Below are 15405 nucleotides of genomic sequence, written 5' to 3'. Positions count from 1 at the left end.
GCCTCAAAGCAGGAAGACGTCGGCAGCGTGAATGACACGCCGCTCACCAGACGCCAAGCGGAGGATGAGCGCGCCATCGGTATCGAGCCCGACGAACAGGCCATCGATGCCGCTCCCGTCGGGCAGTCGGGCGGTCAATGCGGTGCCGGCGGAGTGCGCACAGTCGACCCAGCGCTCACGGACCGGCGCGATGCCTTCGGTCCGCCAGCGACCGATCCAGCGCGAAAAACTGTCAGCCAGAATATCGAGGAACATCGCGGGATCGACCACCACGCCATGCGCCGCGAGGTCGGTCGTCAAGCGGTCGGGCAGGTCAGGATGATGCGCGATATTGACGCCATAGCCCACGATCACCGCATCATCCGCGCGTTCGAGCAGAATGCCCGACAGCTTGGCGTCGGCGAGCAGAAGGTCGTTCGGCCATTTGAGCACCAGCGTGGCACTCGCGTCGGTCGTGCCCTGGCAGATGCCGGCGACCAGGAACGTCGATACGGTTTCCTGCAAAGCGACCGCGGCGACCAGCGCAAGGCTGGCGGCCGGCGGGTCGGTCGGGCGCAACCGGACGAGCGTGCTCGCGTAGAGGTTACCCTCCGGCGACTGCCATTCGCGCCCGAGACGCCCCCGCCCCGCAGTTTGCCGGATCGCCCGCAGCCACAGGCCATCTTCGGCGCCATCGCGGGCGAGCGCCAGCAGGTCGGCGTTGGTCGATCCTGTTTCCGCGACGGTGCGTATGGTGATCAGAACAGCGCCCGTGCAGCCGCCATCGTCCATGCACCGAGCACGGGGATGAGGAGGTAACCGGCCGGCGAGACGAACACTGCGGCAACGGCGATCAGACCGCCCTCGACCTTGCTCTCCATCGGCGCGAACGCCGGCGCCGGATCGTCGAAGTACATCGTCTTGACGACACGCAGATAATAATAGGCGCCGATCACCGAAGCGGCGATGCCAACGACGGCCAGCGGGAACAGCCCGGCGTCGACCGCCGCACTGAACACCGCGAACTTCGCGTAGAAGCCGAACAGCGGCGGGATGCCGGCCAGGCTGAACATGAAGATCGCGAGCGCCGCGGCCAACGCGGGCTTGGTCCGCGACATGCCGGCGAGGCTGTCGATCGTCTCGACCGGCTGACCGTCGTCACCGCGCATCTGCACCACGACCAGGAACGAGCCCAGCGTCATAGCGACGTAGATCGTCAGGTACATCAGCACCCCCGACACACCCTCGGGCGTACCCGCGGCAAGACCGATCAGCGCGAAGCCGACATTGTTGATCGACGAATAGGCGAGCAGCCGCTTGATGTTGGTCTGGCCGATGGCGGCAACCGCACCGAGGATGATCGAGGCGAGTGCCGCGAAGATCACGATCTGGCGCCACTGATCGGTGGCAGGCCCCATCGCATCGACCGCGACCCGCACCGCCATCGCGAGCGCCGCGACCTTGGGGGCCGAGGCGAAGAACGCGGTGACCGGCGTCGGTGCGCCCTCATAGACGTCAGGCGTCCACATGTGGAACGGCACTGCGCTGATCTTGAACGCGAGCCCGGCGAACACGAACACCAGCCCCAACAGCAAGCCCAGCGACTTGGTGCCCGCATAGGCGTCGGCGATCCCCGAGAACAAGGTCGTGCCGCTGAACCCGTAGACCAGCGAGATGCCGTACAGCAGGATGCCGCTGGCAAGCGCGCCGAGCACAAAATACTTCAGGCCCGCTTCGGCCGACCGCCCGTCGCGCCGCATGAAGCTGGCAAGGACATAGGCGGCAAGGCTCTGGAGCTCGAGACCGACATACAGCGTCAGCATGTCGCTGGCCGAGACCATGATGCCCATGCCGCACGCCGACAACAGGATCAGCACCGGATATTCCGGGCGCAGATCGTCGCCATGCGAGCGCGCGAAGAAGCTCGGCGCCATCACGATCGCAACCGCCGAGGCGATATAGATCAGCACCTTGGCGAACGCACCGAACGCATCGGCACGGTACAGCCCGTCGAACGCATAGCCGCCCGACGATGCCGGACCGACTAGCGCGATCGCTGCGCCCACCAAAACGAACACGGAGGCGATCGACACGGCGCGCGTCGACTTGTCCCCGCCCCAGGCGGAAACGAGCATCAGGGCGATCGCACCCAACGCCAGCACCAGTTCGGGCAGCGTCATTGCGATGTTAGCGGCGTAGGTCATCAGTGTGCCTCCCCGTGCGCGGCGTCATGCACGGTGGCGGGCTTCCCCGCAGTTGGGTTCGAATCGCTGGCGGGCTTGGCGCGGTCGACGCGGGCGAGCAACACGCTCACGTCCTTGCGCATCGGTGCCAGGAAGCTCTCGGGATACACGCCCATCCACAGCACGACGGCGGCGATCGGAGCGAGCAACCAGAATTCGCGTGCCGAAAGATCGACCATGCCGCGAACCTCGTCCGACTTGATCTCACCGAACACCACGCGACGATACAGGTACAGCATGTACGCAGCGCCGAGGATGATGCTGGTCGTACAGAGCAGCGCCGTCCAGGTCGAAACCTGATAGGTGCCCATCAGCGACAGGAACTCGGCGACAAAGCCGCTGGTGCCCGGCAGGCCGATCGACGCCATGGTGAAGAACAGGAAGAAGATCGCGTAGCGCGGCATGTTGATCGCGAGACCACCATAGCGCGAGATCTCGCGGGTATGGAGCTGGTCGTAGATCACGCCGACGCACAGGAACAACGCACCCGATACCAGCCCGTGGCTCAACATCATGATCATCGCGCCTTCGATGCCCTGCCGGTTGAACGCGAACAGGCCGATCGTGACGATCGCCATGTGCGCGACCGACGAATAGGCGATCAACTTCTTCATGTCCGACTGCACGAGCGCGACGAGGCTCGTGTAGATCACCGCGACCGCCGACAGGCCGAAGATCAGCCAGGTCAGCTGGCCCGACGCCTCGGGGAACATCGGCAGCAGGAAGCGCAGGAAGCCGTATCCGCCGAGCTTCAGCAGCACGCCCGCCAGGATCACCGACCCTGCGGTCGGCGCCTGCACGTGCGCGTCTGGCAACCAGGTGTGGACCGGCCACATCGGCATCTTGACCGCGAACGATGCGAAGAACGCCAGCCACAGCCATGTCTGCACATGCGCCGGGAAGTCGTAGTTCAGCAGCGCCGGGATGCTGGTCGTGCCCGCCGTCTTCGCCATGTAGAGCATCGCGATGAACATCAGGACCGAGCCGAGCAGCGTGTACAGGAAGAACTTGTACGATGCGTAGATCCGGTTTGCCCCGCCCCAGATGCCGATGATCAGGTACATCGGGATCAGGCCGGCTTCGAAGAACACATAGAACAGGAACAGATCCTGCGCCGCGAACGTGCCGATCATCAGCACTTCGGTGAACAGGAACGCCGCCATATACTCGGGCACGCGCGTCGTGATCGAGCGCCAGCTGGCGCCGATGCAGATCGGCATCAGGAACACGCTGAGCATGATCAGCATCAGCGCGAAGCCGTCGATGCCGAGCGACCAGCCGAACGGGCCGAAGATGCCCGGGGCATGCTCGACGAACTGCCACTGCGCGCCGCCAATGTCGAAGTTCATCCACAGCATGATGCCGAGCACGAAGTCGATCAGCGTCGCCGCCAGCGCGAGCATCCGCGCCGTGTTCGCCGAAACGAACAGGCACACCACGGCCGCGATCATCGGGACGGCGATCAGGACGGAGAGGATAGGAAAGCCGGTCATCAATAGAGTCCGATCGCCCAGGTGACGGCTGCGGTCAGGCCGATTAGCATGACAAAGGCATAGGTGTAGAGATATCCCGTCTGGAAGCGGCCAGCGACGCGCGCGCCGATCTGGACCAGCCACGCCGACCCGTCGGGGCCGAACCGGTTGATCGTCTGCTCGTCGCCGCGGTGCCACAGGAAGCGGCCGATCGCGAAGGCGGGACGCACGAAGATCAGGTCGTACAGCTCGTCGAAATACCACTTATGCAGCAGGAAGTCGTAGAGCACGCCGAACTGCTCGACGACCTTGGCCGGGAACGACGGGTTCTTGATATAGGCGTACCAGGCGGTCAGCAGGCCGAGCAGCATCGCGATCGTCGCCGACAGCTTGATGAGCAGCGGCACGCCGTGCATCTCGTGCATCAGATGTTCGCGGAACGCGAGTGCGCCCTTCCAAAACTCTTCGCCCGCCGTAGGCTCGATGAAGTAGCCGTGGAACACGAAGCCCGCCAGCACCGCGCCGATCGACAGGACGATCAGCGGGATCAGCATCGGCAGCGGGCTCTCATGCGGGTGATACCCGCCATCGCCTTCCGCCGGCGCATGTGCCGCGTCGTGATGATCGTGCGGCGCATGCCCTGCGTCCTCGGCCTTGGCCGGGTTCGCATGGTGGTCGTCGGCATGATGCGCGTCGCCGTGATGGCCGTGCGCGTCGTGGAGCGCGTGCTGGATATGCTCCGATGCGGCCCAGCGCGGCTTGCCCCAGAAGGTGAGGAACATCACGCGCCACGAATAGAAGCTGGTGAGCAGCGCGACGAGCACGCCGACGAACCACACGCCCGGCTGACCCGCAGCCCAGCTCGCCTCGATGATCGCATCCTTCGAATGGAAGCCGGCGAACCCGAACGCGGTGTTGCCGAAGATGCCGGGGATGCCGACGCCGGTGATCGCGAGCGTACCCGCCATCATGCCCCAGAACGTCACCGGGATCTTCTTACGCAGGCCGCCATAATAGCGCATGTCCTGCTCGTGGTGCATCGCATGGATCACTGAACCGGCACCCAGGAACAGCAGCGCCTTGAAGAAGGCATGCGTGAACAGGTGGAACATCGCCGCGCCATAGGCGCCGACGCCGGCTGCAAAGAACATGTAGCCGAGCTGCGAGCAGGTCGAATAGGCGATCACGCGCTTGATGTCGGTCTGGACGAGGCCGCAGGTGGCGGCGAACAGGCAAGTCGCGGCACCGACCGAGGTGACCACGGTCAGCGCAACCGGGCTCATCTCGAACATCGGCGACAGGCGGCAGACCATGAACACGCCCGCGGTGACCATCGTCGCCGCATGGATCAGCGCCGACACCGGCGTCGGGCCTTCCATCGCGTCCGGCAGCCAAGTGTGCAGGCCGAGCTGTGCCGACTTGCCCATCGCACCGACGAACAACAGCAGGCAGAGCACCGTCATCGTATCGAGGCGGTAGCCGAGGAAGCCGATCGTCGAGCCGGCCATGCCGGGAGCCGCGGCCAGGATCTGGGGGATTGAGACCGTGCCGAACACCAGGAACGTGCCGAAGATGCCGAGCATGAAGCCCAGATCGCCGACGCGGTTTACGACGAACGCCTTGATGGCGGCCGCACTCGCCGAGGGCTTGCGGAACCAGAAGCCGATCAGGAGGTAGGATGCGAGACCCACGCCTTCCCAGCCGAAGAACATCTGGACGAGGTTGTTCGCGGTCACGAGCATCAGCATCGCGAAGGTGAACAGCGACAGATACGCAAAGAAGCGCGGCTGGTCGGGATCCTCGTCCATATAGCCCCAGCTATACAGATGGACGAGCGCCGAGACCGAAGTGACGACCACGAGCATCACCGCGGTCAGCGCATCGACGCGCAGCGACCACGCGACGTTCATGTCGCCCGAATGGATGAAGTCGAGCAACGGCGCGACGGTCGCGGTGCTGGTACCCGCCATGAAGCCGAGGAAGATCGGCCAGGACAACAGGCACGACGCGAACAACGCGGCCGTGGTGACGATTTTCGCCGGCACGTTGCCGATCGCGCGGTTGCCGAACCCGGCAACGATCGCGGCCAGTAACGGCAGGAAGACGATAAGCTGGATCAACCGTATTACCCCTTCATCCGGTTGACGTCGTCGACCGCGATGGTGCCGCGACCGCGGAAGTAGATGACGAGAATGGCGAGACCGATCGCGGCCTCACCCGCGGCGACCGTCAGCACGACCATCGCGAACACCTGTCCGACGAGATCGTGGAGGAACGCCGAGAATGCGACGAGATTGATATTCACCGCCAGCAGGATCAGCTCGATCGCCATCAGGATGACGATAAGGTTCTTGCGGTTCAGGAAGATGCCGAGCACCCCCATGGTGAACAGGATCGCCGCGACGACCAGATAATGGACGAGACCGATCGTCACAGTTCGACTCCCTGCCCGACGACCGGGCTCGTGTTGCGCGTGGCGTCCTGCGGACGACGCGCGATCTGGCGGCTGATATTCTGCGCCTTGACGCCGCCACGCTGGCGGTGGGTCAGCACGATCGCACCGATCATCGCGACCAGCAGGACGAGCCCGGCGGCCTCGAACACGAACAGATAGCGCGTGTAGAGCAGGTTACCGATCGCCTGGATGTTGGGGACCGCATCGTCGATCGGTGCCGCGCGCCGCGCGAGCTGGATCGGGCCGGTGCTCCAGGCGCCGATCGCGATCATCACCTCGGCCGCCAAGGCGACCGCGAGCGCAAGACCGATCCCGAAATACCGCGCCACGCCGGCACGCATCTCGGCAAAATCGATGTCGAGCATCATGACGACGAACAGGAACAGCACCGCGACCGCACCGACATAGACGATGACCAGCAGCATCGCGATGAACTCCGCGCCGACGAGGATCATCAGACCCGCGGCGTTGAAGAACGCCAGGATCAGCCACATCACCGAGTGAACCGGATTGCGCGACGCGATCGTCAGCGCCCCCGAAAGGACGACGACGAAGGCGAAGAGGTAAAAAGCCAAGGCCTGGATCACGCGATCACCCTCCCCGTCACCCCAGCGAACGCTGGGCTCTTAACGTTGGTGAGTGCGCCCGTGCGGCACGAGATCCCAGCCTGCGCTGGGATGACGGAGTTGATCTGTGTCATCGCGGCGCTCGCTTAACGGTACGGCGCATCGGCGGCAAGGTTCGCCGCGATCGCGCTTTCCCAACGGTCGCCATTATCGAGCAATTTCGACTTGTCGTAGATCAGCTCTTCGCGCGTCTCAGTTGCGAACTCGTAGTTCGGGCCCTCGACGATCGCATCAACCGGGCACGCCTCGGCGCACAGGCCGCAATAGATGCACTTGGTCATGTCGATATCGTAGCGCGTCGTGCGGCGCGAACCGTCGTCGCGCGGCTCAGCCTCGATCGTGATCGCCTGCGCGGGGCACACGGCCTCGCACAGCTTGCACGCGATGCACCGCTCTTCGCCATTGGGATAACGACGCAACGCATGCTCGCCGCGGAACCGCGGGCTGACCGGGTTACGCTCATACGGATAGTTGATCGTCGCCTTTTCCTTAAAGAAATAGCGAAGCGTCAACGCGTGCGCCTTCACGAATTCCCACAAGGTAAACGACTTGATGATCTGAGCAACGCTCATGAACCCACTCCAACGCGCGTCAGCATGAGATAGCCCGACACGAGGAAAACCCAGAACAACGACACGGGCAGGAAGACCTTCCAGCCGAGACGCATCAGCTGATCATAGCGATAGCGCGGCACGGTCGCCTTCACCCAGCTGAACAGGAAGAAGAAGAACAGGATCTTGGCGAACAGCCAGATGATCCCCGGCACGTAATAGAGCGGCGCCCAGTCGACCGGTGGCAGCCACCCGCCCCAGAACAGCGTTGCGTTCAATGCGCACATCAGCAGCACGTTCGCGTACTCGCCGAGCCAGAACAGCGCGAACGACATCGACGAATATTCGGTCTGGTACCCGGCGACGAGCTCGCTCTCAGCTTCGGTCAAATCGAACGGCGCACGCTGCGTCTCAGCCAGTGACGAGATGAAGAACATCACCGCCATCGGGAACATCAGCGGGTTGAGGATGTAGCCGTTGAAGATCCAGACATGCGACTTCTGCGCGAGCACGATCGCCGACAGGTTGAAGCTGCCGGTCCACAGCACGACCGAAATCAGGATGAAGCCGATGGCGACTTCATACGACACCATCTGCGCGGCCGCACGAAGCGCCGAGTAGAACGGATATTTCGAGTTCGACGCCCAGCCCGACAGGATGATCCCGTACACACCGAGCGATGACGCCGCGAGCACGTAGAGCAGGCCGACATTGATGTCCGCGAGCACGACGCCGACGCCGAACGGCACCACCGCCCAGACGATCAGCGCGACCGTGAAGGTGATGATCGGTGCCAGCAGGAACAGTGCCCGGTTGGCGGCGGCAGGAACGATCGTCTCCTGCAGGAACACCTTCAGACCGTCGGCGAAGCTCTGCAGCAGACCGAAAGGACCAACGACGTTGGGGCCGCGACGCAGCGCCATCGCCGCCCAGATCTTACGATCGGCATAGATGATCATCGCGACGGCCAGCATCAGCGGCAGCGCGATCACGAGGATATCAATGATCGTCGCGAGGAAGAACGCCCAGTCGTAACCGAGCGAGGATTCGAACCAGGAGATCATTCGGCCGCCTCCGCAAAGTCTTCCCCGTGGAGAAGTTCTGCCGAACAGCGCTGCATCGTCGGCGATGCGCGGCAGATCGCGTTGGTCAGGTAGAAGTCCTTGATCGGATATCCGGCAAGAACCCCCTCACCCGCACCGTTCAGTACCGGCGGGTTCCACTCGAACGTCGCAAGCGCCTGATGACGCAGCGCGGGAACCGCAGCGAACATCTCTTCGCGAAGCCCCTCGAAGCTGTCGAACGGCAGCGTGTGGCCGAGCGTGTCGGACAGCGCGCGAAAGATCGACCAGTCGTCGCGCGCATCGCCGGGAGCGAACACGGCGCGCTCGCCGCGCTGGACGCGACCCTCGAGGTTGACCCACGTTCCCGACTTCTCGGCATAGGTCACGCCTGGCAGGATGACGTCGGCCGCGGCCGCGCCCTTGTCGCCATGATGGCCGACGAACACCTTGAAGCCTGCGAACTGGCTGAAATCGACCTCGTCAGCGCCGAGGAAGAAGCCGAGCTTGGCCCGCATCACGTCGGCGATGCCACCCGTCTGCGCATAGCCGAGCATCAGCCCACCCATCCGCGACGCCGCCATATGAACGACGTTGAAGCCATTCCAATCCGCCTTGATGAGACCAAGCGTGTCGACCAGCTTCAGCGCAGCCGCATGGCCACCCTTCAGCGCGCCGCCACCAACGATCACCATCGGACGCTCGGCCTTGGCGAACGCCTCGGTCACCGCGTCGGGCAGGTTGCCGAGCAGCGCCAGATCGTCGCCGAGCCACTCGACCTTGTACGTCAGGTCCGTCTCCGGCCCGATCGCGAAGACCTTCGCGCCCTTCTTGATCGCTTTGCGCACCCGCGTGTTCACCAGCGGCGCTTCCCAGCGCAGGTTGGTGCCCACCAGCAGGATCGCGTCGGCGCGCTCGGTGCCGGCGATCGTCGTGTTGAAATTGACCGCAGCGATGTTCGACGCGTCATAGGCCATGCCGGTCTGGCGGCCCTCGAGCATCGTCGAGCCCATCTTCGCGAGCAGCGCCTTGGCGGCGTACATCGTCTCGCAATCGACCAGATCGCCCGCGACCGCAGCCACACTCGACCCGGCGTTCACCGCCTTGATCGCCGCGAAGGCCTCGTCCCAGGTCGCCGGGACCAGCTTGCCGTTCACGCGGACATAGGGCTTGTCGAGACGACGACGCACGAGACCGTCGATCGCGTGGCGCGTCTTGTCGGTCGCCCACTCCTCGTTCACGTCCTCGTTGATCCGCGGCACGCAGCGCAACACCTGGCGACCACGGCTGTCGAGCCGGATGTTGGTGCCGACCGCGTCCATGACGTCGATCGTCAGAGTCTTGCGCAGTTCCCAAGGACGCGCCTCGAACGCGTAAGGCTTCGACGTTAGCGCGCCGACCGGGCACAGGTCGACGACGTTGCCCGACAGCTCGCTCTTGACCGCGTTTTCGAGATACGAGGTGATCTGCATATCCTCGCCGCGGAAGATCGCACCGATCTCCTCGACGCCGGACACTTCCTCGGCAAAGCGGATGCAGCGCGTGCACTGGATGCAGCGGGTCATGACCGTCTTCACGATCGGACCCATATACTTCTCGGTGACCGCGCGCTTGTTCTCGTCATAGCGCGAATGCCCGCGGCCATAGGCGACCGACTGATCCTGCAGATCGCACTCGCCGCCCTGATCGCAGATCGGGCAATCGAGCGGATGGTTGATCAGCAGGAATTCCATGATGCCCTCGCGGGCATTCTTGACCATCGGCGAGTTGGTGAAGATTTCCTGCTTGTCCGCCGCCGGCAGCGCGCACGACGCCTGCGGCTTGGGCGGACCAGGCTTCACCTCGACCAGGCACATCCGGCAATTGCCAGCGATGCTCAGACGCTCATGGTAACAGAAACGCGGGATCTCCTTACCGGCAAGCTCGCACGCCTGCAGCACGGTGGCACCCTGCGGCACCTCGATCTCTACGCCATCGACTTTGACTGTAGGCATTACTCTGCGGCTTCCATCATCGGCGCGGTGTCGCCACCACGTTCACGGATACGGCGTTCCATCTCGGGGCGGAAATGCTTGATCAGGCCCTGGATCGGCCAGGCTGCGGCGTCGCCGAGCGCGCAGATCGAGTGACCCTCGACCTGCTTGGTGACCTGCTGGAGCATGTCGATCTCGGACAGCTCGGCGTCGCCGGTGCGCATCCGCTCCATCACGCGCCACATCCAGCCGGTGCCCTCACGGCACGGCGTGCACTGGCCGCAGCTCTCATGCTTGTAGAAGTACGAGATGCGGCTGATCGCACGGACGATGTCGGTCGACTTGTCCATGACGATGATCGCCGCGGTGCCGAGGCCCGAACCAACCGCCTTCAGACCGTCGAAATCCATCGCGCAGTCCATGATCTGCGCGGCGGGCACCAGCGGCACCGAAGAGCCGCCCGGGATCACCGCGAGCAGATTGTCCCAGCCGCCACGGATACCACCGCAATGCGTCTCGATCAGGTCGCGGAACGAGATGCTCATCTCTTCCTCGACGACGCAGGGCTTGTTCACATGGCCGCTGATCTGGAACAGCTTGGTGCCGCGGTTGTTCTCCGCGCCGAAGCTCGAGAACCAGGCCGCACCGCGCCGCAGGATCGTCGGCGCAACCGCGATCGACTCGACGTTGTTGACCGTCGTCGGGCAGCCATAGAGCCCGGCGCCCGCCGGGAACGGCGGCTTGAGCCGCGGCTGGCCCTTCTTGCCCTCGAGGCTTTCGAGCATCGCGGTCTCTTCGCCGCAGATATAGGCGCCGGCGCCGCGATGGACGAACACGTCGAAGTCATAGCCCGACCCGCACGCATTCTTGCCGATGAAGCCGCGATCATAGGCCTCTGCAACGGCTGCGAACAGCGTCTTGGCCTCACGGATATACTCGCCGCGAATGTAGATGTACGCGGCGCGCGCGCGCATCGCGAACCCGGCGATCAGCGCGCCTTCGATCAGCTTGTGCGGATCGTGCCGGATGATCTCGCGATCCTTGCAGCTGCCCGGCTCCGATTCATCGGCATTGATGACGAGGAAGTTCGGCCGGTCGGGCTTGGGCTCCTTGGGCATGAACGACCATTTCGTGCCGGTCGGGAACCCTGCCCCGCCACGGCCACGCAAGCCGCTCGCCTTCATCACGTCGATGATCGCGTCCTGGCCGAGCGCCATCAGGTCCTTGGTATTGTCCCAATCGCCGCGCATGATCGCTGCGTCGATATTCCACGGCTGGAAACCGTAGACATTGGTGAAGATGCGGTCCTTGTCGGCGAGCATCAGGCCCACTCCCCCCGGTAATCGTGGTTCGCGTCGACCATCGCCTTGAGCGAGGTCGGGCCGCCTTCGGGGCAGCTCGCACGGCGGCCGAACTGCGGCCCCGGCGTCGGCGTGCCACCATTGGCGAGCGCCTCGAGGATCTCGGTCGTCTTGTCGTAATCAAGATCTTCGAAGTTATCGTCGTTGATCTGCACCATCGGCGCGTTCGCGCAGGTCCCCAGGCACTCGACCTCGGTCAGCGTGAACATGCCGTCGGGGGTCGTGCCGCCCTTGACGAGGCCACGGTTCTTGCACGCCGCGAGCACGTCGTCCGACCCACGCAGCATGCACGGCGTCGTACCGCACACCTGCACGTGATAGCGACCGACCGGCGCCAGGTTGAACATCGTGTAGAAGGTCACGACCTCGTAGACGCGCATATACGGCACGCCAATCTGGCGCGCCACGAACTCGACCACCGGCACCGGCAACCAGCCCTGCGTCTGCGTCTCCGCGCCGACCTGGCGCTGCGCCAGATCGAGGAACGGGATCGACGCCGACTGTTCGCGGCCCTTCGGGTAGCGCCCGAGGATCTCGTTCGCCTTCACCTGGTTTTCGTCCGTCCATGCGAACGAACCCCAGCGTGCGCGGGTCTCTGCCTCGTCGGGAATTTTCGGAGCTTCAGCCATCAGCGGTCACATTCACCAAAAACGATATCCATCGCGCCGAGGATCGCAGTCGTATCCGCCAGCATGTGGCCCTTCGCCATGAAGTCCATCGCCTGCAGATGCGAAAACGCGGTCGGGCGGATCTTGCAGCGATACGGCTTATTGCTGCCGTCGGCGACCAGATACACGCCGAACTCGCCCTTGGGGCTCTCGGTCGCGACATAGACGTCGCCCGCGGGCACATGGAAGCCCTCGGTATAAAGCTTGAAGTGATGGATCAGCGCTTCCATCGACTGCTTCATCTCACCGCGCTTGGGCGGCACGACCTTGCGGTCGAGCGATGCGATCGGCCCCTCGGGCATGTCGCGCAGGCACTGCTTCATGATCCGTGCCGACTGACGCACTTCCTCGACGCGCACCATGAACCGGTCATAGCAATCGCCGCGCGTGCCGACCGGCACCTCGAAGTCCATCTTCGCATAGGCATCATACGGCTGCGACTTGCGCAGATCCCAGGCGATGCCCGAGCCGCGGATCATCGGCCCCGAAAAGCCCCACTTGATCGCATCGTCACGGCTGACGACAGCGATGTCGACGTTGCGCTGCTTGAAGATGCGGTTGTCCGCGACGAGCGAAATCGCATCCTCGAACAGCCGCGGCAGGCGCGTGTCGAGCCAATCGCCGATATCGGCGAGCAGTTTGAGCGGCGCATCCTGATGCACGCCACCCGGACGGAAATAGTTCGAATGCATGCGCGCGCCAGAGACACGCTCAAAGAAGTTCATGCAGTCTTCGCGGATTTCGAACAGCCACAGGTTCGGCGTCATCGCGCCGACGTCCATGACGTGGGACCCAAGGTTCAGCATGTGGTTCGAGATGCGGGTCAGTTCGGCGAAGAACACGCGGAGATACTGTGCACGCTCGGGCACTTCGAGGTCGAGCAGCTTCTCGACCGCTAGCACCCAGCTATGCTCCATGCAGAGCGGCGAGCAGTAATCGAGACGATCGAAATATGGCAGCGCCTGCGTGTACGTCTTGTACTCGATCAGCTTCTCGGTGCCGCGGTGGAGCAGGCCGACATGCGGATCGACGCGCTCGACGATCTCGCCGTCGAGCTCCATGACCAAGCGAAGAACACCGTGCGCGGCGGGATGCTGCGGACCGAAGTTGATCGTGTAGTTCTGGATCGTGACGTCGCCGGTCGTCGGATCGGCCGCATCGCCCTCGCCCAGAAGCTCCTCTACGTAGAGACTCACTGGTTCTGTCCTCCACCCTTGGTCGGGATCACGTCGGGGTTGGCCGGCTTCGGGGTCGCGTCGGACTCCGACTTGCCGATACCCGTCTGTGCGGTCGACTCGGTGCTCTTGGGTTCGCTCGGCGCCTGCGTCGGCGACTGGGCCGCCGCGGCCTTGGCGATCGTGTCGGCACTGAGCGGCGTCTGCGCACCCTTGGCCTGCGGCAGCGCGCCCTTCTCGTCGCCGGGCAGCACGTAGTTCGCGCCCTCCCACGGAGACATGAAATCGAACGTGCGGAAATCCTGTGCGAGCTGCACCGGCTCGTACACGACGCGCTTGGCCTCTTCCGAATAGCGCAGCTCGACATAGCCCGTCAGCGGGAAGTCCTTGCGCTGCGGATGACCGCGAAAGCCGTAATCGGTCAGGATGCGACGCAGGTCCGGGTTGCCGCTGAACAGCACACCGTACATGTCGTACACTTCGCGCTCGAGCCAGCCCGCGACCGGCCAGATATCGGTCACCGACGGCACCGGCTTTTCCTCGTCGGTCGCGACATGCACGCGCAGGCGGTGGTTCCGCGTCAGCGACAGCATGCAATAGACGACCTCGAACCGCTCGGCGCGATCGGGATAATCGACGCCGGCGATCTCCATGAGCTGCTGATAGGCAAGCCCCGGCGTGTCGCGCAGCGCGATCATCGCATCATAAAGGTCCTCACGACGGACGTGAAGCGCGACCTCGCCGACATGGTCGACCGCGTCGATCAGCATGCCGCCGAGCGCAGCGCGCGCCGCGTCGATCACGCCGTCGTTCGACGTGTAAGCTGGTGCGGGTGCCCTCACCGTTCGATGCTCCCGGACCGCCGGATCTTCCGCTGCAACTGCATGATGCCGTACAGCAGCGCTTCTGCGGTCGGCGGGCACCCGGGGACGTAGATGTCGACAGGCACGATCCGGTCGCAGCCCCGAACGACGCTGTAGCTATAATGATAATAGCCGCCGCCGTTCGCGCACGATCCCATCGAGATCACGTATTTCGGCTCCGACATCTGGTCGTAAACCTTGCGCAGCGCCGGTGCCATCTTGTTGCACAGCGTGCCCGCGACGATCATCACGTCCGACTGCCGCGGCGACGCGCGCGGTGCGGCGCCGAAGCGCTCGAGATCGTAGCGCGGCATGTTCACATGGATCATCTCGACTGCGCAGCACGCAAGCCCGAACGTCATCCACCACAGCGAGCCGGTACGGGCCCACTGGAACAGTTCCTCGGTCGAGGTGACCAGGAAGCCCTTGTCGGTTAGTTCACCGTTGAGGCCGTCGAAAAAACCCTGGTCGGGCGGCACGATCGCGCCGCCGCCAGCCGGTGCCAGCAAGCCAGGCTGCGGTGTGAGCTCTACTCCCAATCGAGTGCTCCCTTCTTCCATGCGTAGACGAGGCCGAGGGCCAATTCGCCGATAAAGATCATCATCGAAATCCACGCGGTCCAGCCGAGAGTGAAGACCGAGACGGCCCAGGGGAACAGGAACGCCGCCTCTAGATCGAAGATGATGAAGAGGATGGCGATCAGGTAGAAGCGTACGTCGAACTGGCTGCGCGGATCTTCGAATGCGGGGAAGCCGCACTCATATTCGCTGAGCTTCTCGGGCGTAGGCTTGTGCGACCCCGTCAGCCTTGAGACAGCCATCGGCAGGAACACGAACGTGCTCGACAATGCGATGGCGACCCCGAGGAACAGGAGGATCGGAAGATAGTGCGACAGGTCGACCAAATTGCTTCTCGCAAGTGCGAACGGAACGGGGCCGCTTTAGGCCGAAGGGCGAAGTGGGGCAAGGCTGCGACGGT

General features: G+C 64.0%; 15 protein-coding genes. All 15 read right to left on the bottom strand.

From position 1 onward, the window contains the following. Positions 1-3 precede the first annotated feature (3 nt). A complete protein-coding gene (locus C8J26_RS08535; RefSeq protein WP_107957499.1) occupies positions 4-771 on the bottom strand; it encodes a biotin--[acetyl-CoA-carboxylase] ligase in 768 nt (255 codons plus the stop codon). After that, the gene (gene nuoN / locus C8J26_RS08530) at positions 738-2183 is read right to left on the bottom strand and encodes an NADH-quinone oxidoreductase subunit NuoN (RefSeq protein WP_107957498.1); all 1446 of its coding nucleotides are present in this window, start codon (positions 2181-2183) and stop codon (positions 738-740) included. The genes C8J26_RS08535 and nuoN overlap by 34 nt, the downstream gene beginning before the upstream one ends. Beyond that, positions 2183-3715: an NADH-quinone oxidoreductase subunit M gene (locus C8J26_RS08525; RefSeq protein ID WP_107957497.1), complete on the bottom strand. Its 1533-nt coding sequence runs from the start codon at positions 3713-3715 to the stop codon at positions 2183-2185. Before C8J26_RS08525 ends, nuoN begins: the two co-directional genes overlap by 1 nt. Next, positions 3715-5814 (bottom strand): NADH-quinone oxidoreductase subunit L, encoded by a 2100-nt coding sequence (gene nuoL / locus C8J26_RS08520; RefSeq protein WP_107957496.1) that lies wholly within the window; start codon positions 5812-5814, stop codon positions 3715-3717. Before nuoL ends, C8J26_RS08525 begins: the two co-directional genes overlap by 1 nt. Positions 5815-5819: 5 nt before the next feature. Beyond that, entirely contained in the window at positions 5820-6128 is a 309-nt protein-coding gene (gene nuoK / locus C8J26_RS08515) for an NADH-quinone oxidoreductase subunit NuoK (protein WP_107957495.1), read from the bottom strand. Then, the gene (locus C8J26_RS08510) at positions 6125-6736 is read right to left on the bottom strand and encodes an NADH-quinone oxidoreductase subunit J (RefSeq protein ID WP_107957494.1); all 612 of its coding nucleotides are present in this window, start codon (positions 6734-6736) and stop codon (positions 6125-6127) included. Before C8J26_RS08510 ends, nuoK begins: the two co-directional genes overlap by 4 nt. Before the next feature lie 125 nt (positions 6737-6861). Next, on the bottom strand, positions 6862-7347 hold the full coding sequence (gene nuoI / locus C8J26_RS08505) for an NADH-quinone oxidoreductase subunit NuoI (protein WP_055877898.1): 486 nt from the start codon (positions 7345-7347) through the stop codon (positions 6862-6864). Next, complete coding sequence (gene nuoH / locus C8J26_RS08500) at positions 7344-8390, bottom strand: NADH-quinone oxidoreductase subunit NuoH (protein ID WP_056418087.1); 1047 nt, start codon at positions 8388-8390, stop codon at positions 7344-7346. Before nuoH ends, nuoI begins: the two co-directional genes overlap by 4 nt. Then, positions 8387-10381: an NADH-quinone oxidoreductase subunit NuoG gene (gene nuoG / locus C8J26_RS08495; protein ID WP_107957493.1), complete on the bottom strand. Its 1995-nt coding sequence runs from the start codon at positions 10379-10381 to the stop codon at positions 8387-8389. The genes nuoH and nuoG overlap by 4 nt, the downstream gene beginning before the upstream one ends. Then, complete coding sequence (gene nuoF, locus C8J26_RS08490; RefSeq protein ID WP_107957629.1) at positions 10381-11682, bottom strand: NADH-quinone oxidoreductase subunit NuoF; 1302 nt, start codon at positions 11680-11682, stop codon at positions 10381-10383. The genes nuoG and nuoF overlap by 1 nt, the downstream gene beginning before the upstream one ends. Then, entirely contained in the window at positions 11682-12350 is a 669-nt protein-coding gene (locus C8J26_RS08485; RefSeq protein WP_107957492.1) for a complex I 24 kDa subunit family protein, read from the bottom strand. The genes nuoF and C8J26_RS08485 overlap by 1 nt, the downstream gene beginning before the upstream one ends. Beyond that, positions 12350-13561 carry an NADH-quinone oxidoreductase subunit D gene (locus C8J26_RS08480; protein WP_416366539.1) on the bottom strand — a complete coding sequence of 404 codons (1212 nt, stop codon included), beginning with the start codon at positions 13559-13561 and terminating at the stop codon, positions 12350-12352. The genes C8J26_RS08485 and C8J26_RS08480 overlap by 1 nt, the downstream gene beginning before the upstream one ends. A 20-nt stretch (positions 13562-13581) precedes the next feature. After that, complete coding sequence (locus tag C8J26_RS08475) at positions 13582-14406, bottom strand: NADH-quinone oxidoreductase subunit C (RefSeq protein WP_107957490.1); 825 nt, start codon at positions 14404-14406, stop codon at positions 13582-13584. Further along, positions 14403-14966, bottom strand: coding sequence for a NuoB/complex I 20 kDa subunit family protein (locus C8J26_RS08470; protein WP_082445332.1), 564 nt, complete (start codon positions 14964-14966; stop codon positions 14403-14405). Before C8J26_RS08470 ends, C8J26_RS08475 begins: the two co-directional genes overlap by 4 nt. Next, positions 14957-15331, bottom strand: coding sequence for an NADH-quinone oxidoreductase subunit A (locus C8J26_RS08465; RefSeq protein ID WP_107957489.1), 375 nt, complete (start codon positions 15329-15331; stop codon positions 14957-14959). The genes C8J26_RS08470 and C8J26_RS08465 overlap by 10 nt, the downstream gene beginning before the upstream one ends. Positions 15332-15405: the final 74 nt, after the last annotated feature.

Origin of the sequence: Sphingomonas aurantiaca, from assembly GCF_003050705.1 — a bacterium.
In the GTDB taxonomy this organism is placed as follows: Bacteria; Pseudomonadota; Alphaproteobacteria; order Sphingomonadales; family Sphingomonadaceae; genus Sphingomonas; species Sphingomonas aurantiaca.
The sequence above is the reverse complement of the archived record's forward strand: the minus strand, read 5'-3'. Positions and strand labels throughout refer to the sequence as shown.